Origin of the sequence: Terrabacter terrigena, from assembly GCF_042676085.1 — a bacterium.
GTDB classification, from domain to species: Bacteria; Actinomycetota; Actinomycetes; order Actinomycetales; family Dermatophilaceae; genus Terrabacter; species Terrabacter terrigena.
This window is the reverse complement of record NZ_JBHTKH010000006.1, coordinates 167069-187908: the sequence shown is the minus strand read 5'-3', so window position 1 is coordinate 187908 and position 20840 is coordinate 167069. Positions and strand designations below refer to the sequence as shown.

The window sequence follows — 20840 nt, the reverse complement described above, 5'->3', positions numbered from 1 at the left end:
CTCAGGCCTCCACGGCCGCCGCGGGCGCGGCAGCGAGGTAGCGGTCGTAGCCTTCGTCCTCGAGGCGGTCGGCGAGCTCGGGACCGCCCTCCTCGACGATCTTGCCCTCGACGAAGACGTGCACGAAGTCGGGCTTGATGTAGCGCAGGATGCGCGTGTAGTGCGTGATGAGCAGGACGCCGAGGTCGTTCGCCGCCTTGGCGCGGTTCACGCCCTCGGACACGATCTTGAGCGCGTCGACGTCGAGGCCGGAGTCGGTCTCGTCGAGCACGGCCACCTTCGGCTTCAGCAGCTCCATCTGGAGGATCTCGTGGCGCTTCTTCTCACCACCGGAGAAGCCCTCGTTGACGTTGCGCTCGGCGAACGCGGGGTCCATGCGCAGGTTGCCCATGGCCTCCTTGACGTCCTTGACCCAGGTGCGCAGCTTCGGGGCCTCGCCGTCGACGGCGGTCTTGGCCGTGCGCAGGAAGTTGCTCACCGTGACGCCGGGCACCTCGACGGGGTACTGCATCGCGAGGAAGAGCCCGGCCCGGGCGCGCTCGTCGACGCTCATCGCGAGGACGTCCACGCCGTCCAGGGTCACGGTGCCGCCGGTGACGGTGTACTTGGGGTGGCCGGCGATGCTGTAGGCCAGCGTCGACTTGCCGGAGCCGTTCGGCCCCATGATCGCGTGGGTCTCTCCCGACTTCACGGTGAGGTCGACCCCGCGCAGGATCTCCTTGGGGCCGTCCTCGGTCTCGACCGAGACCGTCAGTCCCTTGATCTCGAGCGTGCTCATGTGGGTCAGTTCTCCTTGTTCGTCAGGCTGGGGGTCTGCTGGGTGGGAGCGGCGTATGCCGTGGACGCGAGCTCCTCCTCGATGGCCGCGGTGACCTCGTCGCGCAGGTCGGCGAGCGGGATCTCGCGGACGATGTCGGCGAAGAAGCCGCGCACGACGAGACGCTTCGCCTCGTCCTCGCTGATGCCGCGCGACTGGAGGTAGAACAGCTGCAGGTCGTCGAAACGCCCTGTCGCAGAAGCGTGTCCGGCACCCTGGATCTCGCCGGTCTCGATCTCGAGGTTCGGCACCGAGTCGGCCCGGGCCCCGTCGGTGAGGAGGAGGTTGCGGTTGAGCTCGTACGTGTCGGTGCCCTCGGCCTCGGCGCGGATGAGCACGTCACCGACCCAGACGGTGCGGGCCGTCTGGCCCTGGAGGGCGCCCTTGTAGGTGGCGCGGCTCTTGCAGTGGGCCGTGTTGTGGTCGATGTACGAGCGGTGCTCGAGGTGCTGGCCCGAGTCGGCGAAGTAGACGCCGAGGAGCGTCGCGTCGCCGCCGGGGCCCGCGTAGCGCACGTTCGAGTTGACGCGCACGACCTCGCCGCCGAGCGTCACCGAGAGGTGCTTGTAGCGGGCGTCGCGGCCCACGAGCGCGTCGTGCTGCGCGAGGTGCTGGGCGTCGTCGGCCCAGCGCTGCACCGAGACGACGGTGAGGTCGGAGCCGTCGCCGGTCACGACCGAGATGAGCTGCGAGTAGCGGCCCGTGCCGGTGTGCTCGACGACGACGGTCGCCTTGGAGAAGCGACCGGCGCGCACGACGAGGTGGCCGTGGACGGGCTCCCGGCCCTGGCCGACGAGCGACAGGCGGACCGGCTCGTCGAGCTCCGCCTCTGCGGGGATGTCGAGCAGCAGGGCGCCGTCGGCCGCCGCAGCGGCCACGGCGGCGGCGCGGTCCTGCGGGGGCAGGATGCCCAGGCCCCGGGCGTCGCTCGCCGTGATGGTCGAGGTCGTCACGCCCTCGGGCAGCCTCGTCGTGAGGTCGAGCGCACCGGCGGCGCCCTCGGCCAGCAGGGCACCCAGCTTCTTCACCGGGGTGAAGCGCCAGTCCTCCTCGCGGCCCGAAGGCAGCGGGAAGTCGGCGACGTCGAAGGACGCCGTGCGCTCGGCGCGCGACTGGACGGGCACGAAGGCCGCGGCCGAGTCGGTGTGCGCGGAGGCGCCGGGGATCGTGGCGGTCGGGGCGGCGTCGGGCACCGTGGTCTCGCTCTGCTGGGTGTCGGTGGTGTCGGTGGTGTCGGTCAAGTCAGTCGTCGTGTCAGCCACAAGGCTCATCAGCCGACGGCTCCTTCCATCTGCAGCTCGATGAGGCGGTTGAGCTCCAGGGCGTACTCCATCGGCAGCTCGCGCGCGATCGGCTCGATGAAGCCGCGCACGATCATCGCCATCGCCTCGTCCTCGGCCATGCCGCGGGACATGAGGTAGAACAGCTGGTCCTCGGAAACCTTCGAGACGGTCGCCTCGTGGCCCATCGAGACGTCGTCCTCACGGATGTCGACGTAGGGGTAGGTGTCGGAGCGGCTGATCGTGTCGACGAGGAGGGCGTCGCAGCGGACCGTGGAGGCCGAGTGCGAGGCGCCCTCGAGCACCTGCACGAGGCCGCGGTAGGACGCGCGACCGCCGCCACGGGCGACCGACTTGCTGATGATCGAGCTCTTCGTGTTGGGGGCGGCGTGCACCATCTTCGAGCCGGTGTCCTGGTGCTGCCCCTCGCCGGCGAACGCGATCGAGAGCGTCTCGCCCTTGGCGTGCTCGCCCATGAGGAAGACGGCGGGGTACTTCATCGTCACCTTGGAGCCGATGTTGCCGTCGATCCACTCCATGGTCGCGCCCTCCTCGCAGGTGGCGCGCTTGGTGACGAGGTTGTAGACGTTGTTGGACCAGTTCTGGATCGTCGTGTAGCGCACGCGGGCGTTCTTCTTGACGATGATCTCGACGACGGCGGAGTGCAGCGAGTCCGACTTGTAGATCGGCGCCGTGCAGCCCTCGACGTAGTGCACGTAGGAGTCCTCGTCGGCGATGATCAGGGTGCGCTCGAACTGCCCCATGTTCTCCGTGTTGATGCGGAAGTACGCCTGGAGCGGGATGTCGACGTGGACACCCTTGGGCACGTAGATGAACGAGCCACCCGACCACACGGCGGTGTTGAGCGCGGCGAACTTGTTGTCGCCGGCGGGGATCACCGTCGCGAAGTGCTCGCGGAAGATGTCCTCGTGCTCCTTGAGGGCCGTGTCGGTGTCGAGGAAGATGACGCCCTTCTCCTCGAGGTCCTCGCGGATCTGGTGGTAGACGACCTCGGACTCGTACTGCGCGGCGACGCCGGCCACGAGGCGCTGCTTCTCGGCCTCGGGGATGCCCAGGCGGTCATAGGTGTTCTTGATGTCCTCGGGCAGCTCGTCCCACGTCGCCGCCTGCTTCTCGGTGGACTTCACGAAGTACTTGATGTTCTGGAAGTCGATGCCGGTGAGGTCGGAGCCCCACGACGGCATGGGCTTCTTGCCGAAGAGCGACAGGCCCTTGAGCCGCAGCTTGGTCATCCACTCGGGCTCGCTCTTGCGGGCGGAGATGTCCTTGACGACGTCCTCGTTGAGCCCGCGACGCGCGGAGGAACCGGCGAGGTCGCTGTCGGCCCAGCCGTACTCGTAGGTGCCGATGCCCTTGAGGCCGGGGTTCAGCTCTTCGATGTGGGTGGTCATGAGGAACCTTCCTTGACGTGCGTGAGCGTGTCGGTCCGTGTGGTCGTGCGGGCGCTGAGCGTGCCAGCTGGGGGTTCGGCTCTCGTGACGGCGTCAACACCGCCGGTCGCCTCGGTCTTCCGGGGTCGTGCCGCCATTCCACCGGTCGGGACGAAGGTGGTGCAGACGTGGTGGCCGCCTGCAAGGGTGGCGAGGCGCTGCACGTGCACTCCGAGCAGACGCGAGAACGCGTCGGTCTCGGCCTCGCAGAAGGCGGGGAACTCGGTGGCGACGTGCTGCACGGGGCAGTGTCCCTGGCACAGCTGCACGCCGGTCAGGCTGCCGGCGCCGACGGGGCGAGCGGTGGCCGCGAAGCCGTCCTCGCTCAGCGCCTCCACGAGCGCAGCCGTGCGCTCGCTCGGGTCGTCGCCCGCCTCGGCCAGCCGGGCGGCATACCGCTGCTCGATCGCCGCCACGCGCGTGCGCGCGAAGTCGGTGACGGCGGCTGCCCCAGCGGTGCCCTCGAGGTAGCGCAGCACCTCGACGGCCAGCGAGTCGTAGTCGGCCTCGAGCGAGCCGTGGCCGATCTCGGAGACGACGTACGCGCGTGCGGGGCGCCCGCGGCCGCGACGCCCACCCGTGGGCTCGTGGGGCACGACGGCACCCTGCTCGACCAGCGCGTCGAGGTGGCGGCGTACGGCGGCGGGGGTCAGGTCGAGGTGGCGACCGAGCTCGGCGGCCGTGATCGGCCCGTCGGCGGAGACCATGTGCAGCACCCGGGAGCGCGTGCGGGACTCGAGCGGCGAGACGTGCTGGCCGTCGTCACCGTCCTTCGTCTCACGCGGTGCGTGCTCTCCGAAAAACACAACACCATTGTGACGTAATTGCCGGCCGCGCTCCAGTTAGGTCCCCCTAACCAGCTGGCCGCCCGGTGGGGCCCTCGCTACTCCTCCTCGTCCTCCTCGTCCTCCTCGTCGTGGTCGACGTCGATCTCGTCGTCGTCGCCGTCGTCGTCCTCGTCCTCCACCTCGGGCGGCATGATCACCGACGGGAGCCGGGTGCGTGGCGGCGCCACGGCGTCGGGCCCGAACCAGCGCCGGCGCAGGGGGGCGGTCAGCCACCCGAGCGGACACGTGAGGACGTAGCCGTACGCGATGACCATCCCGGTGATGCCGGGCACGAGGACGAGCCCCACGACGACGATGACCGCGAGCGGCACGCTGATGCGCAGGTGCCTCGGTGAGAGCAGGTCACGGAACGAGCGGAAGCGGAACGACGAGGCCATCAGCGCGGCGGGCACCACTCCCGCCGCGATGGGCAGCAGGGGCGCCCAGTCGTAGAGCGGCTCGCCGATCGCCATCACCGTGGCGATGACGACACCCGCGGCGCCCGGGCTCGCGAGACCGACGAAGTAGCGCTTGTCGGCGAGCGGGTCGATGGTGACGTTGAACCGCGCGAGGCGGTAGGCGGCACACGCGAGCCAGAACATCGCGCCGGCCCACGCCCACACGGGGTGCGCCGGGAGCGCCCACGTGTAGACGAGCACCGCCGGGGCGATGCCGAACGAGATGAGATCGGCCAGCGAGTCGAACTGCAGCCCGAACGGCGTGATGGCACCGACCGCACGGGCCACGGCTCCGTCGCAGATGTCGAGCACGATGGAGATGCCGACGAGCACCGCAGCCGCCCGGAAGTGGCCCTGGAACGACAGGAGCACGGCGGAGAACCCGCAGAGCATGTTGCCGAGCGTGAACAGGCTGGGCAGGGTGGCCCGGGCGCGGACTCGCGGGTTGAGCCGGTCCAGCGGGATGACACGGGCACCGGTGGCCGAGACCAGACGGATGCGTCGGGTCACCCGGTCGCGGCGGCGGGGGCGTTCTCCACCGTCCGACAGCGTCGCGTCACCCGCGGGATCGCCGTTCACGAGGGGTCCGCGGCCGGGAAGCGCCCGAGCACCGTCTCCCCACCGATGGCACGCTTGCCCTTGGAGACCTCGAGCTGCACCTCCGGCGGCACGAAGACGTCCATGCGCGAGCCGAACTTCATCAGGCCCATGCGCTCGCCCGTGGCGATCTCGTCGCCGGGCTCGACGCGGGTGACGATGCGCCGGGCGAGCTGCCCGACCAGCTGGCGGTAGATGATGCGGCGAGGGCGTCCCCCGACGACGCGTTCGACGATGATCTCGCTGCGCTCGTTCTTCGTCGCGCTCTCGGCGCGGTAGGCGGCCAGGAAGCGCCCCGGCGTGTGGGTGACGTCGATGACGCGGCCGCCGTAGGGCGAGCGGTTCATGTGCACGTCGAGCAGCGACAGGAAGATGCTGACCTGCTGCCACTGTCCGGGCGGGGCGATCCCCGGCTGCGGCTCGCCGACGTGCATGACGATCCCGTCCGCGGGCGCCAGGATGACGTCGGCGTCGGCCACCGGCGCGTGGTCGGGCGTGCGGTCCGGATCGCGGAAGAAGAGTGTGACTCCTGCAGTGAGCAGGCCGAGGGCTGCTGTCGTGCGGGGCCGGCGGGCCATCGCGGCGATCACGGTCGGCACGGCCGCCATCACGGTGAAAGGTCTGGCGGCTGGGTCGATCTTCACGGGTGGTGTCTCCGTCAGGGTCAGGCGGGTACGGGGGGCGTCGGCACCGAGCCTAGACTCATGGGCCATGACCGACGCGGTGACACTGTCCGGCCTCCACCGCGCGTTCGGTCGGGTCACGGCACTCGACGGCCTGACCTGGAAGGCCCCCACCGGACGCATCACGGCCGTGCTCGGGCCCAACGGCGCCGGCAAGACCACTGCCATCGAGTGCGCGGTCGGCCTCGGCCGCCCCGACACGGGTGAGGTCCGCGTCCTCGGCACCGACCCGTGGCTCGCCGGGGCCGACCACCGCGCCCGCGTCGGCGTCATGCTGCAGTCGGGTGGACTGCCCAACGGCACGAAGCCGCTGCGGCTGCTGCACCACCTCGCCCGCCTCTACGCCGACCCGCTCGACGTCGACGCCGTGGCCCAGCGGCTCGGGGTCACCGACTTCGCGTCGACGACCGTGCGACGGCTGTCGGGCGGCCAGAAGCAGCGCCTCGCCCTCGCCGCGTCGCTCCTCGGCAGGCCCGAGGTGCTCTTCCTCGACGAGCCTGCGGCCGGCCTCGACCCGCACGGGCGGCTCGACGTCTGGGACCTCGTCGCCGAGCAGCGTGACGCCGGCACGACCGTCATCGTCACGACCCACTCCTTCGAGGAGGCCGCTCGGCTCGCCGACCACCTCGTGATCATGAACGCGGGCCGTACGGTCGCCGAGGGCGCCCCCGAGTCCGTGACGGGCGGGCGCCCGCTCGAAGACGTCTACTTCAGCCTCACCCGCAAGGGAGCCGCGTGACCACCGACGCCACCACCCCCTCTCGCGCTGCCGCACCCCGCCGGCGGGTGCTGGCCCAGGCGGGCTTCGAGCTCGGCAGCCTGCTCCGCAACGGCGAGCAGCTGCTCGTCTCGCTCGTGCTGCCCTCGCTGGCGCTCGTCGGACTGAGCCTCACGGCGTCGCCCTCGCTCGGCCCCGGCCGCCGCGTCGACGTCGCGACAGCGGGTGTCATCGCGCTGTGCGTCATCTCCGCCGCGTTCACCGCCCAGGCCATCTCGACCGGCTTCGACCGGCGCTACGCCGTGCTGCGCTACCTGGGCGTCACGCCGCTCGGGCGCGGTGGGCTCGTGGCCGGCAAGGTGCTGGCCACCCTCGCCGTCGAGGTGGTGCAGATCGCCGTGATCGCGGTCCTGGGTCTCGTGCTGGGCTGGCGGCCGGCTGCCGCCGGCATCGCGTATGCCGTCGTCTTCGTCGTCGCGGGCACGTGGGCGTTCGTGGCACTCGCCCTGCTCCTCGCGGGCACGCTGCGCGCCGAGGCCGTGCTCGCGCTCGCGAACCTCGTCTGGGTCCTGCTCCTCGGGGTGGGTGGGGTCATCGTGCCGCGCAGCGAGCTGCCCGCAGGCGTCGGCCAGGCGGTCGCGTTCCTGCCCTCGGCCGGCCTCTCCGACGGGCTGCGGTCTGCGCTGGTGGACGGCGACCTGAACCTTCCCGCCCTGGTCGTCGTCCTCGGGTGGGGAGTGGTGTCGACGGCCCTGGCGGCGCGTCTGTTCCGCTTCGACGACTGAACCAGACAGACTGACCGCAGCGCGGACGGGCCGACCGCCCGGCGACCCGACGAGCCTGGAGGCGACGTGTTCGACATCATCCTCGGTCTTCCGGTCCACGCCCTCGTGATCCATGTCGTCGTGATTCTCGTGCCGATGGCCGCCCTGACCGCCATCGCGTACGTCGTGCGACCGGCCTGGCGTCGGGTGCTGCGCTGGCCGACGGCCGTCGGCGCGGTCGTCGCCGGGGGGTCGGCCTTCGTGGCGGCCCAGAGCGGCGAGGCCCTGCTCACCCGCGTGTCGCAGGTGCGGGCCAGCACGACGAACTTCGAGCTGCTCAGCACGCACACCGAGTGGGGCGGTCGGGCGCGACTCTTCTGCCTCGCCTTCATGGTGCTGACGCTCGTGGCCCTGTGGTTCGCCCGCCCGCCGCGGGAGGAGTCCCCGCGGGGGCATGCCCTCGACATGCTCCTGGGCACGCTGGTGGTGCTCTCGGCGACCGCCGCACTCGTGACCGTCGTCATCGCAGGACACGCTGGCTCGACCGTGGTCTGGACCGGGCTCGCCTGAGCGGAGCGCCTTCACCGACGACAGGACCGACGCCGGATTCGGCCCTCCCGACGCGGCGGCATACCCTTGCGGGGTGTCCTCCACCCCCACCCTGACAGGCGCTGACGCGGCGTCCGGCGCGAGTCGCCTCGCCCGTGCCGCGGGCCACCTTCCGGCCGCCCCCGCCCGCTGGGTGCGCCCGCTCCTGGTCGCCAACCTCGTCGGCGAGGTCGGCATCGTCGTCACCGGCGGCATCGTCCGGCTCACCGGCAGCGGCCTGGGCTGCACGACCTGGCCCGAGTGCCAGCCGGGCTCCTTCACCCCGGTGCGCACGCCCGAGAGCGCCTACCACGACCTCGTCGAGTTCGGGAACCGCACGCTCACCGGTGTGGTCGGCGTCCTCGCCCTCGTGTCGCTCTTCGTCGTGCTCACGGCCTGGCCGCGGCGCAGGCGGCTGCACGCCGTCGCGATCGGCGTGCTCGCAGGCATCCCGGCTCAGGCCGTGCTCGGGGGCATCACGGTCCTCACCGGGCTCAACCCGTGGACCGTCATGGCCCACTTCCTGCTGTCCATGGTCCTCGTGGCCCTGTCCACCGCGCTCGTGCGCGGCTCCCGTGACGACGTGTCCGGCCCGGGCGAGCCCGTCGTCCACCCGCTCGCGCGCCGGCTCGCCCTGGGCACGAGCGCGGTCGGCGCGGTCGTGCTCCTGCTGGGCACGGTCGTGACCGGCTCGGGCCCCCACTCCGGCGACGCCGAACGGCCCGCCCGCACCGGCTTCGACCCCCGGTTCGTGTCGTGGATGCACGCCGACGCCGTCATGCTGTTCTGCGGACTCGTCATCGCCACCCTCGTCGCCGTCCGCATCACCGCGACCACCGACGAGGCGAAGCGGGCCTGGGACAGGGTGCTCGTCGTCACGGTGGCCCAGGGCCTCATCGGCTACGTCCAGTACTTCACCAAGCTGCCCGAGCTGCTCGTCCTCGTGCACATGCTCGGCGCCAGCCTCCTGGTCGTCTCGCTGACGTTCGGGGTCCTCGCGACCCAGCGCCACCCGGTCTGAGGCCGGGGGCGCCCGCCCTCCCTGCCTCGCTCCTTGCCTAGGCTTGGGCCGTGACCGACCAGCCCACCCTGCGCGACGGCGACCTCGTCCTGCGGCCGTGGGCTCCTGACGACAGCGACGTCACCCGCACGCTGCACGACGCCGAGATCGCCCGCTGGTTCGACTTCCCCGACGTCGTGCCGCCCGAGCGGGAGCACCTCGACTGGATCGCGCAGACTGCTGTCGACTGGACCGAACGCCGCAAGGTCACCTTCCTCGTCGAGTGGCGCGGGCGCCCCGCCGGTTCGGTCGACGTGCGCGTCGCCCACCCGGGCGTCGGAGTGCTCTCCTGGGCCGTCTACGCCCGGTTCCGCGGGCAGGGGCTCGCGTGGCGCGCGGTCCGGATGCTCGTCGAGTGGGCGTTCGATGCCCTCGGCCTCGAACGGGTCGAGGCCCACGTCAACCCCGAGAACCGTGCCTCCGTGCGCACCGCCCTGCGGGCCGGGCTCCGGCGCGAGGGGCTCCTGCGCGGCAACGCGACGCTGGGCGGCATACGCCAGGACACCGTCGTGCTGGGACGCCGCCGCGACGACGCGCACCCCGACACCCACGACGGGTTCACGGCCATGCTCGACTCGACCCTGCCCACCAAGCGGGCGATCGCCCAAGGGGTGCTGCGCTCCCCTGCCGGCGAGCTGCTGCTCTGCGAGCTCGTCTACAAGCGGGAGTGGGACCTGCCCGGAGGCGTCGTCGACCGGCACGAGTCGCCGGCAGCGTGCGTCGTGCGCGAGGTCCGGGAGGAGCTCGACCTCGCCGTGCAGGCCGGGCCGCTCCTCGCGGTCAACTGGCTTCCCGCGCTGCACGGGTGGACCGACGCGACGGTGTTCGTCTTCGACCTCGGAACGGTCGACACGTCCGTGGTCGAGGGAGCACACCTGCAGGCGCGCGAGATCCGCGCCCTGCACTGGGTCGCGCCGCGCGACTGGGCCGGCCGCGTCGCGCCCTACAACGAGCGACTCCTCGACACGCTCGACGGGCACACGGGAGGCACCCTCTACCTCGAGGGCGGCTCCCCCGTCGCCTGACCTCCCCCACTCGAAAGAGCATTCCGTCACGTGACGGAGTGCTCCTTCGACTGCGAGCGGGGCGCCGGGCTCAGGAGAGGAACGGGAGCGGCAGGTGCCAGATCGGGTCGAGGGCGACCCCGACGAAGAGGATCGTCAGGTACGTGATGGAGAAGTGGAACAGGCGCATCGGCTTGAGGACGTCCTCGGCCGCGCCGGCACGGGCCCGCGACAGCAGGCGGTGCGCCTCACCGAGGAACAGCACGCCCGACGCCAGCGCTGCGACGGCATAGACCCAGCCGACCTGCTGGACGGGAATGAGCGCCAGCGACGTGAGGACCATGGCCCACGAGTAGGCGACGACCTGCTTGGCCACGACGACGAAGCGCTCGACGACCGGCAGCATCGGCACGTGGGCGGCGGTGTAGTCGTCCTTGTAGCGCATCGACAGCGGCCAGTAGTGCGGCGGCGTCCAGAAGAAGATGACCATGAAGAGGATGAAGGCCGACCAGCTGAGCGAGTCCGTCACCGCCGACCAGCCGATGAGCACCGGCATGCAGCCGGCGGCGCCACCCCAGACGATGTTCTGGGCCGTGCGCCGCTTCAGCAGCAGTGTGTAGCCGAACACGTAGAAGAGCAGCGCGCCGAGGGCGAGCCAGGCGCTGAGCCAGTTGACGAGCAGCCCGAGCCACAGCGTCGAGACCACCGTGAGGGCCGCGCCGAAGACGAGCGCGCCACGCGGGGTGATCGTGCCCGTCACGAGGGGCCGCCGGCTCGTGCGGTGCATCACCGCGTCGATGTCGCGGTCGATGTAGCAGTTGAGCGTGTTGGCCGCACCGGCCGAGAGGGTGCCGCCCACGACGGTTGCGACGACGAGCCACAGGTCGGGCACGCCCTGCTCGGCGAGGAACATCACCGGGATGGTGGTGATGAGGAGCAGCTCGATGATCCGCGGCTTCATCAGCGAGACGTACTGTCCGACGAGGAACTTCAGCCCACTGCCGTCCGGACCGTGCAGCGCCGACAGGTCGGCGCGGGGGTCCACCGTTGTCACTGAGATCCTCACCGCTTGTACGTCGCTCCGACCCGATGGGTACGTGAGCATTGCGTCGCAAGTCTAGACCGTCGCCGGAGCCGGTCGACACGCCCCGGTCCCGCTCCGAGGTCCTGGCACCACCGAGCCCGGTACCGCCCATCGGGCGAGGTGTCCTCGCTCACAACGCACGCACTAGGCTCGTGGCCGTACGCGATCCACGTTTTCCGAAGGAGACCCGTTCCGTGCCCACCGCTGCGACCAGCACCGCCACCACCAAGGCGAAGAAGCCCACCCGATCCAGCAGCACGCGGACGACGAAGACGAAGGGCGTGCTGGCACAGCGTGACCCGGGTCTCCCGCTGCCCGCAGCGAAGAACGCCGGCTGGAGCGACCTCGACGTCCGCGCCGTCGACACGACCCGTCTGCTGGCGGCGGACGCCGTGCAGAAGGTGGGGAACGGTCACCCCGGCACGGCGATGTCGCTCGCGCCCCTCGCGTACCTGCTCTACCAGAACGTCATGACGCACGACCCGTCCGACCCGACGTGGCTCGGCCGCGACCGGTTCGTGCTCTCGTGCGGCCACTCGAGCCTCACGCAGTACATCCAGCTCTACCTCTCCGGCTACGGCCTCTCGCTCGACGACCTCAAGTCGCTGCGCACGTGGGGCTCGCTCACGCCGGGCCACCCCGAGGTCCACCACACGCCCGGTGTCGAGATCACCACCGGCCCGCTCGGTTCCGGGCTCGCGTCGGCCGTGGGAATGGCGATGGCGCAGCGCCGCCAGCGCGGGCTCTTCGACCCCGAGGCCAAGCCGGGCACCAGCCCCTTCGACCACAACGTCTACGTCATCGCCTCCGACGGCGACATGCAGGAGGGCGTCTCGCACGAGGCGTGCGCCCTCGCGGGCCACCAGGAGCTCGGCAACCTGACCGTGATCTACGACGCCAACCAGATCTCCATCGAGGACGACACCGACATCGCGTTCAGCGAGGACGTCGCCGCCCGCTTCGAGGCGTACGGCTGGCACGTCGTCGAGGTCGACTGGCGCAAGGACGCCGACGGCTCGGCCTACGTCGAGGACGTCGACGCGCTCCTCGCCGCGATCAGGAGCGGCGACAAGGTGAGCAACAAGCCCACCCTCGTCGTGCTCCACACGATCATCGCGTGGCCGGCCCCGACGAAGCAGAACACCGGCAAGTCGCACGGCTCGGCCCTCGGCGACGCCGAGGTCGGGGCGACCAAGGAGCTGCTCGGCTTCGACCCGAAGAAGAGCTTCGCCGTCGAGCCGGCCGTCCTCAAGCACGCCCGCGACGTCGTCAAGCGTGGCAAGGCCGCCCACCGCGAGTGGGACAAGACGTACAAGGCGTGGCGAAAGGCCAACCCCGACCGCGCCCAGCTGCTCGACCGCGTGGTCTCCGGCAAGGCGCCGGCCGGCCTCGCGAAGGCGCTGCCGACCTTCCCGGCCGACGCGAAGGGCATCGCCACGCGCGCCGCGTCCGGCAAGGTCCTCAGCGCCCTCGCCGGCGTCATGCCCGAGCTGTGGGGCGGCTCGGCCGACCTCGCCGAGTCCAACAACACGACGATGGAGGGTGAGCCGTCGTTCATCCCCAGCGGCAAGCAGACCCGCGAGTGGAAGGGCGGCCCCTACGGCCGCACCCTGCACTTCGGCATCCGCGAGAACGGGATGGGCATGATCCTCAACGGGATCGCCCTCGAGGGGCTGACCCGCCCGTACGGCGGCACGTTCCTCGTCTTCTCCGACTACATGCGCCCGGCCGTGCGCCTCGCCTCCATCCAGCAGGCGCCCGTCACCTACGTGTGGACCCACGACTCCATCGGTCTCGGCGAGGACGGCCCGACGCACCAGCCCATCGAGCACCTCGCCGCGCTGCGCGCCATCCCGGGCCTCGACGTCGTTCGCCCCGCGGACGCCAACGAGACCGCCGCCGCGTGGGCCCAGATCCTCACCCGCGCCGACGGCCCCGCCGCCCTCTGCCTGACGCGCCAGCCGGTGCCCACCTGGGACCGCTCGACCTACGGCAAGGTGAGCGGTGTCGCCAAGGGCGCCTACGTGCTCGTGCAGGAGTCCCGCGCCGGCGACCCCGACGTCGTGATCGTCGCCACCGGCTCCGAGGTGCAGCTCGCCGTCCAGGCCGCCGAGAAGCTCGAGAAGTCGAGGATCTCGACGCGCGTCGTGTCGATGCCCTGCCGCGAGTGGTTCGAGAAGCAGTCCCGCTCCTACCAGGACAAGGTGCTGCCGCCATCGGTCCGGGCGCGGGTCAGCGTCGAGGCGGGCGTCTCGATGGGCTGGCACGACATCGTCGGTGACGCCGGCCGGGTCGTGAGCATCGAGCACTTCGGTGCCTCCGCCGACTACCAGACCCTCTACCGCGAGTTCGGCCTCACCGCCGAGGCCGTCGTCAAGGCCGCCAAGGACTCCGTCAAGGCCGCGAAGGCCGCTGCGACGAAGGCTCCCGGCGTCACCGAGACCAACCCGGCCCGCGCCGCCCAGAGCGCCGCCACCGATGTCATGGGTGCCGAGCTCGGCACCCCGGCAGCGAAGAAGGCTGCCGCCTCCGCCACCAGCAAGGGGAAGTGAACATGACCAACCCGAACACCAAGGCCCTCTCCGACGCCGGAGTCTCGATCTGGCTCGACGACCTCTCGCGCGACCTCCTCGAGACCGGCAAGATCTCCGACCTCATCGAGGAGCGCAACGTCGTCGGTCTCACGTCGAACCCGTCGATCTTCCAGGCCGCGATGTCGAAGGGCGACCGCTACAACGACGACCTCGCCAGGCTCACCAAGGACGGCAACGACGTCGAGCACGTCGTCTTCGAGCTGACCACCGCCGACGTGCGTGAGGCCTGCGACCTGTTCATGCCGATCTACGAGTCGAGCAAGGGCGTCGACGGGCGAGCCTCCATCGAGGTCGACCCGCGTCTCGCGCACGACACCGACAAGACCGTCGCGCAGGCCAAGCAGATGCATGCCGCCGTCGACCGCCCGAACGTCCTCATCAAGATCCCCGCCACCAAGGCGGGCCTGCCGGCCATCACCGCCACGATCGCCGAGGGCATCAGCGTCAACGTGACCCTGATCTTCTCGCTCGAGCGCTACCGCGCCGTGATGAACGCCTACCTCGAGGGCCTCGAGAAGGCGCAGGCGAACGGCCACGACCTGTCGAAGATCCACTCGGTCGCCTCGTTCTTCGTCTCCCGCGTCGACACCGAGATCGACAAGCGCCTCGACGCCATCGGCACCGACGAGGCCAAGGCCCTCAAGGGCAAGGCCGGCGTCGCAAACGCGCGCCTCGCCTACCAGGCGTACGAGGAGGTCTTCTCGACGCCGCGCTGGAAGAGCCTGGCCGACGCCGGCGCCAACCCGCAGCGTCCGCTGTGGGCGTCCACGGGCGTCAAGGACCCCTCCTACCCCGACACCCTCTACGTGACCGAGCTCGTCGCGCCCGGCGTCGTCAACACGATGCCGGAGAAGACGCTCGAGGCGACGGCCGACCACGGCGAGATCAAGGGTGACACGATCACCGGCCACTACGCCGAGGCCAGCAAGGTGCTCGACGACCTCGAGGGTGTAGGCGTCTCGTACAACGAGGTCGTCGAGCTGCTCGAGGTCGAGGGCGTCGACAAGTTCGAGAAGGCATGGGGCGAGCTCCTCGACGGCGTCACCGCGGAGATGGAGAAGGTGGGCGCATGAGCTCACTGTCCGTCACCGCGTCAGGGGCAGCGGCGGACGCGATCGGGCGGCACGTGCCGACCCTCGTCGAGGACTCCGTGGCGAGCAGGCTCTTCGCGCAGGACGCCACCCTGTGGGGCCCTGACGCCGAGTCGGAGTCCCGGATCCGCCTCTCGTGGGTCGGGCTGCCGCGCTCGTCCCGTCCCCTCGTCGGCGAGATCGCTGCCCTGCGCGACTCGTTCGCCGAGCAGGGCCTCGACCACGTCGTGCTCTGTGGCATGGGTGGGTCGTCGCTCGCCCCCGAGGTCATCTGCGCGACGGCGGGCAAGCCGATCGTCATCCTCGACTCGTCCCACCCCGACTACGTACGCCGTGCGCTGGGTGACGACCTCGAGCGCACCGTCCTCGTGGTGTCGAGCAAGTCGGGCTCCACCGTCGAGACCGACTCGCAGCGACGGGCGTACGAGCAGGCGTTCACCGACGCCGGCATCGACCCCGCGTCGCGCATCGTCGTCGTCACCGACCCGGACAGCCCGCTCGACAAGGAGTCGCGCGACAAGGGCTACCGCGTCGTCAACGCCGACCCCGACGTCGGCGGGCGCTACTCGGCGCTCACGGCGTTCGGCCTCGTGCCCAGCGGCCTGGCGGGCGTCGACGTCGAGGCGCTGCTCGACGAGGCCGACTCCGTCGCCGACCTGCTCGCGGCCGACGACGACGCCAACCCGGGCCTGCGCCTCGGTGCCGCGATGGGCGGCACCGACCCGCTGCGCGACAAGCTCGTGCTCGTCGACGACGGCTCCGGCATCGTCGGGTTCGCCGACTGGGCCGAGCAGCTCATCGCCGAGTCCACGGGCAAGAACGGCACCGGAGTGCTGCCCGTCGTGGCCGGCAGCGACGACGACCCCGAGGTGAAGTGGCCGGCCGGCGACGTCACCGTGGCCCGTCTCGTCGCGTCCGACGCCGACGACGAGCCCACGGGCGACACCCCCTCCGAGGTACGCGTGGGCGGCGCCCTCGGCGCGCAGCTGCTCCTCTGGGAGGTGGCGACCGCGGTTGCCGGGCACCTGCTCGGTATCAACCCGTTCGACCAGCCCGACGTCGAGAGCGCCAAGAAGGCCGCCCGCGAGCTGCTCGACCAGGGCACCGGCTCGGCAGAGGCACCGGCGGCGACCGACGGCGCGATCGAGATCCGCGCGCTGGGCGGCGACGGCTCCTGGCTGGGCGACGCCCAGACGGTCCCGGCGGCGCTCGACGCGCTCGTCGCGCAGCTCGACCCGTCCCGGGGCTACGTCGCCGTCATGGCGTACCTCGACCGGTTGGCCGACGCCGACCTGGCGCAGTGCCGAGTGCCACTGGCGCGCCGCACGGAGCGTCCGGTGACGTTCGGCTGGGGCCCGCGCTTCCTCCACTCCACCGGTCAGTTCCACAAGGGCGGCCCTGCCGTCGGCGTCTACCTGCAGGTCACGGCAGCGCCGAAGGAGGATCTCGCGATCCCCGGTCGCGAGTTCACCTTCGGTGACTTCATCGCCTCGCAGGCCGGTGGTGACGCCGCCGTGCTCGCCGACCACGGTCGCCCCGTGCTGCAGCTGCACCTCACCGACCACGACGCGGGGCTGGCGCAGCTGCGCGACGCCCTCTCGGGCTCGTCCCCCGAAGGAGGTCGTGGATGAGTCCGGCGCGAATCGCCCACGGACACAACCCGCTTCGTTCCGCCGACGACAAGCGTCTTCCACGTATCGCGGGGCCGTGCGGCCTCGTACTCTTCGGCGTCACTGGCGACCTCGCCCGCAAGAAGCTCATGCCGGCGATCTACGACCTCGCCAACCGCGGGCTCCTGCCGCCGGGCTTCTCGCTCGTCGGCTTCGCCCGGCGTGACTGGGCCACCCAGGACTTCGGGCAGGTCGTCCACGACGCCGTGAAGCAGCACGCGCGCACGCCCTTCAGCGAGGACGTGTGGCGCAACCTCTCCGAGGGCTTCCGCTTCGTGCCCGGCACGTTCGACGACCCCGCCGCGTTCGACCTGCTCGCCAAGACCGTCGACGAGCTCGACGCCGACCGCGGCACCGGCGGCAACCACGCCTTCTACCTCTCCATCCCGCCGGGCTTCTTCGCGACGGTGTGCGAGCAGCTCGAGCGCTGCGGCCTGACCAGGGCCGAGGGCGACAGCTGGCGACGGGTCATCATCGAGAAGCCGTTCGGCCACGACCTCAAGAGCGCCCAGGAGCTCAACGAGATCGTCGAGGGCGTCTTCCCCCCTGACTCCGTCTTCCGCATCGACCACTACCTCGGCAAGGAGACGGTCCAGAACCTGCTGGCGCTGCGCTTCGCCAACCAGCTCTTCGAGCCCGTCTGGAACGCCAACTACGTCGACCACGTCCAGATCACGATGGCCGAGGACATCGGCATCGCCGGTCGTGCCGGCTACTACGACGGCATCGGGGCGGCTCGTGACGTCATCCAGAACCATCTTCTGCAGCTGCTGGCCCTGACGGCCATGGAGGAGCCGGTCTCCTTCGACGCCAAGGACCTTCGCGCCGAGAAGGAGAAGGTCCTGTCGGCCGTCCGCCTCCCGGCGGACCTCGACAAGGGCGCCGCGCGCGGGCAGTACGCCGGTGGCTGGCAGGGTGCCGAGGAGGTCGTCGGCTACCTCCAGGAGGACGGCGTCGACCCGCGGTCGACGACCGAGACGTTCGCCGCCGTCACCCTCGAAGTCGACACCCGTCGCTGGGCGGGGGTGCCGTTCTACCTGCGCACGGGCAAGCGCCTCGGCAAGCGCGTCACCGAGATCGCCGTCGTGTTCAAGCGCGCACCGCACCTGCCGTTCGAGCACACGGCCACCGAGGAGCTGGGCCAGAACGCCATCGTCATCCGGGTGCAGCCCGACGAGGGCGTGACGATCCGCTTCGGGTCGAAGGTCCCCGGCGCGCAGATGGAGGTGCGCGACGTGACGATGGACTTCGGCTACGGCTCGTCGTTCACCGAGGCGTCCCCCGAGGCGTACGAACGCCTCATCCTCGACGTCCTGCTGGGCGACCCGCCGCTCTTCCCCCGGCACGAGGAGGTCGAGTCGTCGTGGCGCATCCTCGACCCGCTCATGCGCCACTGGGCCAAGGGCGGCAAGCCGGAGCAGTACCCCGCGGGCACGTGGGGACCGCCCGCGGCCGACCACATGCTCGAGCGTGACGGACGAACGTGGAGGATGCCGTGATCCGCGACCTGACCGACACCACGACGACCGGCATCAGCAAGACGCTCGTTCGCCTGCGCAACGAGGTCGGCGCGATGGCGCTCGGCCGCGTGCTCACCCTCGTCGTGGTCGTCGAGGACACCGACTCGCAGAACGCGATCGATGTCGCGAACCAGGCCAGCCGCCAGCACCCCTGCCGCATCATCGTCGTCATCGCCGGCGACCGACGCGGCAAGAACCGCCTCGACGCCCAGATCCGCCTGGGCGGCGACGCGGGCGCGAGCGAGATCGTCGTGCTGCGCCTCTACGGCGCGCTGGCCAACCACGGCCCGAGCGTCGTCGTGCCGCTGCTCCTGCCCGACTCCCCCATCGTCGCCTGGTGGCCCGGCGAGGCACCGGCCGACGTCGCCAAGGACCCCGTCGGGGCGATGGCCCAGCGCCGCATCACCGACGCCGCCGAGCACCGCAACCCGCGGCTCATGCTCAAGAAGCGCGCGGCGTCCTACGCCCCCGGCGACACCGACCTCGCGTGGACCCGGCTGACCCGCTGGCGCGGCCTGCTCGCGGCCGCCCTCGACCAGCCGCCCTACGAGCCGATCACCGGCGCCGTCGTCAGCGGTGCTCCCGACTCGCCGTCCTCTGACCTGCTCGCAGCGTGGCTGTCCCGCAGGCTCAAGGTGCCGGTGCACCGGGTGTCGACGCCGCGCGGCTCCGGCATCGCTGCGGTGCGCCTCGAGCGCAGGAGCGGGCCGATCGACCTCGTGCGCCCGGGTGACTCCGTCGCGACGCTCTCGCAGTCGGGCCAGCCCGACCGTCGCATCAGCCTCCCGCGGCGCGAGCTGCCCGAGTGCCTGGCCGACGAGCTGCGCCGGCTCGACCCCGACGACACCTACGAGGACGCGCTGCTGCACGGCCTGGGCGTCCTCGCGCCCGTACGCCTCACGGCCGCCGCGGCCGCCAAGGCCGGCAAGGCCCCCGACCCGGCCGAGTCGCGCCGTCTCGCCGCCCGCCTGAGCCGCGACGTGACGGCGCAGGAGGCCAGCGCGATGATCACTGCCGCCGCGCCACCTGAGCACGCCGAGACCGCCGACGTGCGGGCCGCAACCGTGCGCAAGCTCGCCGGCAAACGCACGCCCCGCGAGAAGCAGGCCGCCAAGGACCGCAGGAAGGCGGTCAAGGCCGGTGCCGCCGCCGGTGGCGCCGGCAGGACGGCGGGCACCCGCAAGGCTGCTGCCAAGAAGGCGTCCGCGTCGACGTCGACGGCACGCACGTCGGCAGCGGGCAGGACGGCCGCGAGCAAGACCGCCGCGAGCAAGGCAGCCGCGAAAAAGACGGCCGCGAGCAAGACCGCCGCGAGCAAGACCGCCGCGAGGAAGACTGGCGCGAGCACATCCACTGCGCGGAAGGTCACGACCCGCAAGGCCGCCGCCCGGAAGACGGCGACGACGAAGGCGACGCCGAGGAAGGCCGGCTCGTGAGTGCCGAACCGCGCGTCGTGGTCCACCCCGACAAGCAGTCCCTGGCCGACGCTGCGGCCGCCCGACTCGTCACCGCGATCATCGACGCCCAGACCCGTCGGCCCGAGGCGCAGCTCGCGCTGACCGGCGGGTCGATGGGCTCGGCGATCATCGCCTCGCTCGCGAAGGTGCCGGGCCGCTCCGCCGTCGACTGGTCACGCGTACGCGTGTGGTGGGGCGACGAGCGCTACCTGCCGGCGGGCGACCCCGACCGCAACGACACCCAGAACGACGAAGCCGGGCTGTCCGCGCTGGGCCTCGACCCTGCGAAGGTCCACCGGGTGGCCGGGCCCGAGGTGTCCGAGAACGCCGAGGCCAGCGCGACGGCATACGCCCAGACGGTTCGCGAGCACGGTCAGAAGGCCTGGGACGTCGTGCTGTTCGGCGTCGGACCAGACGGCCACGTCGCCTCGCTCTTCCCGCACCACCCGGCCCAGCGGATCAGCGATGCGATCGCCGTCGCGGTGCACGACTCGCCGAAGCCGCCACCCGACCGGGTGAGCCTCACGTTCGAGTGCTTCGACCGCAGCCACGAGGTCTGGTTCCTCGTCGCGGGTGACGACAAGGCCGAGGCGGTGGCTGCGGCCCTCGCGCCCGGCACCGATCGCTGGGACGTCCCAGCCGCTGGTGTGCGCGGCACCGACGCCACCCTGTGGCTCGTCGACGCCGACGCGGCATCCGGTCTCGGCTCACCGGACTGACCTAAGGCGCCCGGAACACGAAAGTGCCCACTCGACCGTCTTCACCGTCGAGTGGGCACTTTCGTGCGGGCGCCCGGAGCGGGCGCGGTCGCTCAGGTCACTGGATGAGGCCACGCTCGCGCAGCGTGCTCAGGGCCTCGTCGAGGATCGCGGCGCCGTCGGCGTCGCTGCGGCGCTCCTTCACGTACGCGAGGTGCGTCTTGTAGGGCTCGACCTTCGGCGGGGCCGGGGGGTCGTCCTTGTCCTGGCCGGCGGGGAACCCGCAGCGCGGGCAGTCCCACGTCTCGGGGAGCACCATGCCGGGCTCCTCGGCGAAGCTCGGTCGCGTCTCGTGCCCGTTGGAGCACCAGTAGGAGATGTGGACGCGAGGGGCGGCGTCGCCGCGCTCCGCCTCGCCCATCGGGCCGGCACCGACCCGGCTTCCACGAATGGCGTTACCGCTGGCCATCTACTCGTCC

The 20840-nt window shown here is 71.4% G+C and carries 19 protein-coding genes; 11 read left to right on the top strand and 8 right to left on the bottom strand.

Annotated elements, in window-relative coordinates; translation table 11 throughout:
- Position 1: 1 nt before the first annotated feature.
- From sufC to ACFQ2V_RS11340, 6 genes are all read right to left on the bottom strand, one after another.
- Positions 2-778, bottom strand: coding sequence for a Fe-S cluster assembly ATPase SufC (sufC, locus tag ACFQ2V_RS11365; protein ID WP_386052803.1), 777 nt, complete (start codon positions 776-778; stop codon positions 2-4).
- Positions 779-783: 5 nt separating this feature from the next.
- On the bottom strand, positions 784-2010 hold the full coding sequence (gene sufD, locus ACFQ2V_RS11360; RefSeq protein ID WP_386052888.1) for a Fe-S cluster assembly protein SufD: 1227 nt from the start codon (positions 2008-2010) through the stop codon (positions 784-786).
- Positions 2011-2087: 77 nt separating this feature from the next.
- Entirely contained in the window at positions 2088-3509 is a 1422-nt protein-coding gene (gene sufB / locus ACFQ2V_RS11355) for a Fe-S cluster assembly protein SufB (RefSeq protein WP_386052802.1), read from the bottom strand.
- On the bottom strand, positions 3506-4354 hold the full coding sequence (locus ACFQ2V_RS11350) for a helix-turn-helix transcriptional regulator (RefSeq protein WP_386052801.1): 849 nt from the start codon (positions 4352-4354) through the stop codon (positions 3506-3508). Before ACFQ2V_RS11350 ends, sufB begins: the two co-directional genes overlap by 4 nt.
- 77 nt (positions 4355-4431) lie before the next feature.
- Positions 4432-5412, bottom strand: coding sequence for a CDP-alcohol phosphatidyltransferase family protein (locus tag ACFQ2V_RS11345; RefSeq protein ID WP_386052800.1), 981 nt, complete (start codon positions 5410-5412; stop codon positions 4432-4434).
- Positions 5409-6074 carry a phosphatidylserine decarboxylase gene (locus ACFQ2V_RS11340; protein ID WP_386052799.1) on the bottom strand — a complete coding sequence of 222 codons (666 nt, stop codon included), beginning with the start codon at positions 6072-6074 and terminating at the stop codon, positions 5409-5411. The genes ACFQ2V_RS11345 and ACFQ2V_RS11340 overlap by 4 nt, the downstream gene beginning before the upstream one ends.
- A 67-nt stretch (positions 6075-6141) precedes the next feature.
- On the opposite strand from ACFQ2V_RS11340, the gene ACFQ2V_RS11335 reads away from it, so the two are divergent.
- The 5 genes from ACFQ2V_RS11335 to ACFQ2V_RS11315 all read left to right on the top strand — a co-directional run bounded on the left by ACFQ2V_RS11335 (position 6142) and on the right by ACFQ2V_RS11315 (position 10268).
- Positions 6142-6852, top strand: a complete 711-nt coding sequence (locus tag ACFQ2V_RS11335) for an ABC transporter ATP-binding protein (protein WP_386052798.1) — start codon at positions 6142-6144, stop codon at positions 6850-6852.
- Positions 6849-7616, top strand: coding sequence for an ABC transporter permease (locus ACFQ2V_RS11330; protein ID WP_386052797.1), 768 nt, complete (start codon positions 6849-6851; stop codon positions 7614-7616). Before ACFQ2V_RS11335 ends, ACFQ2V_RS11330 begins: the two co-directional genes overlap by 4 nt.
- A gap of 66 nt (positions 7617-7682) precedes the next feature.
- Positions 7683-8165, top strand: a complete 483-nt coding sequence (locus ACFQ2V_RS11325) for a DUF2231 domain-containing protein (RefSeq protein WP_386052796.1) — start codon at positions 7683-7685, stop codon at positions 8163-8165.
- A gap of 73 nt (positions 8166-8238) precedes the next feature.
- Positions 8239-9204, top strand: coding sequence for a COX15/CtaA family protein (locus ACFQ2V_RS11320; protein WP_386052795.1), 966 nt, complete (start codon positions 8239-8241; stop codon positions 9202-9204).
- 50 nt (positions 9205-9254) lie between these two features.
- Entirely contained in the window at positions 9255-10268 is a 1014-nt protein-coding gene (locus ACFQ2V_RS11315) for an NUDIX hydrolase (protein WP_386052794.1), read from the top strand.
- Positions 10269-10338: 70 nt separating this feature from the next.
- Here ACFQ2V_RS11315 and ACFQ2V_RS11310 read toward each other — a convergent pair whose 3' ends face one another.
- Positions 10339-11313: a heme o synthase gene (locus tag ACFQ2V_RS11310; RefSeq protein ID WP_386052793.1), complete on the bottom strand. Its 975-nt coding sequence runs from the start codon at positions 11311-11313 to the stop codon at positions 10339-10341.
- A 212-nt stretch (positions 11314-11525) separates the two neighbouring features.
- Between ACFQ2V_RS11310 and tkt the strand changes: the two genes are divergently transcribed.
- The 6 genes from tkt to pgl are packed head-to-tail and all read left to right on the top strand — an operon-like array spanning position 11526 to position 20382.
- Positions 11526-13883, top strand: coding sequence for a transketolase (gene tkt / locus ACFQ2V_RS11305; protein ID WP_386052792.1), 2358 nt, complete (start codon positions 11526-11528; stop codon positions 13881-13883).
- A 2-nt stretch (positions 13884-13885) separates the two neighbouring features.
- Positions 13886-14998 (top strand): transaldolase, encoded by a 1113-nt coding sequence (tal, locus tag ACFQ2V_RS11300; RefSeq protein WP_386052791.1) that lies wholly within the window; start codon positions 13886-13888, stop codon positions 14996-14998.
- Positions 14995-16647, top strand: coding sequence for a glucose-6-phosphate isomerase (locus ACFQ2V_RS11295; protein ID WP_386052790.1), 1653 nt, complete (start codon positions 14995-14997; stop codon positions 16645-16647). The genes tal and ACFQ2V_RS11295 overlap by 4 nt, the downstream gene beginning before the upstream one ends.
- Entirely contained in the window at positions 16644-18185 is a 1542-nt protein-coding gene (zwf, locus tag ACFQ2V_RS11290) for a glucose-6-phosphate dehydrogenase (RefSeq protein ID WP_386052789.1), read from the top strand. The genes ACFQ2V_RS11295 and zwf overlap by 4 nt, the downstream gene beginning before the upstream one ends.
- On the top strand, positions 18182-19642 hold the full coding sequence (opcA, locus tag ACFQ2V_RS11285; protein WP_386052788.1) for a glucose-6-phosphate dehydrogenase assembly protein OpcA: 1461 nt from the start codon (positions 18182-18184) through the stop codon (positions 19640-19642). The genes zwf and opcA overlap by 4 nt, the downstream gene beginning before the upstream one ends.
- Positions 19639-20382: a 6-phosphogluconolactonase gene (gene pgl / locus ACFQ2V_RS11280; protein ID WP_386052787.1), complete on the top strand. Its 744-nt coding sequence runs from the start codon at positions 19639-19641 to the stop codon at positions 20380-20382. Before opcA ends, pgl begins: the two co-directional genes overlap by 4 nt.
- A 97-nt stretch (positions 20383-20479) precedes the next feature.
- On the opposite strand, the gene ACFQ2V_RS11275 is transcribed toward pgl, so the two are convergent.
- Positions 20480-20830, bottom strand: a complete 351-nt coding sequence (locus ACFQ2V_RS11275) for an RNA polymerase-binding protein RbpA (protein WP_386052786.1) — start codon at positions 20828-20830, stop codon at positions 20480-20482.
- Positions 20831-20840: the final 10 nt, after the last annotated feature.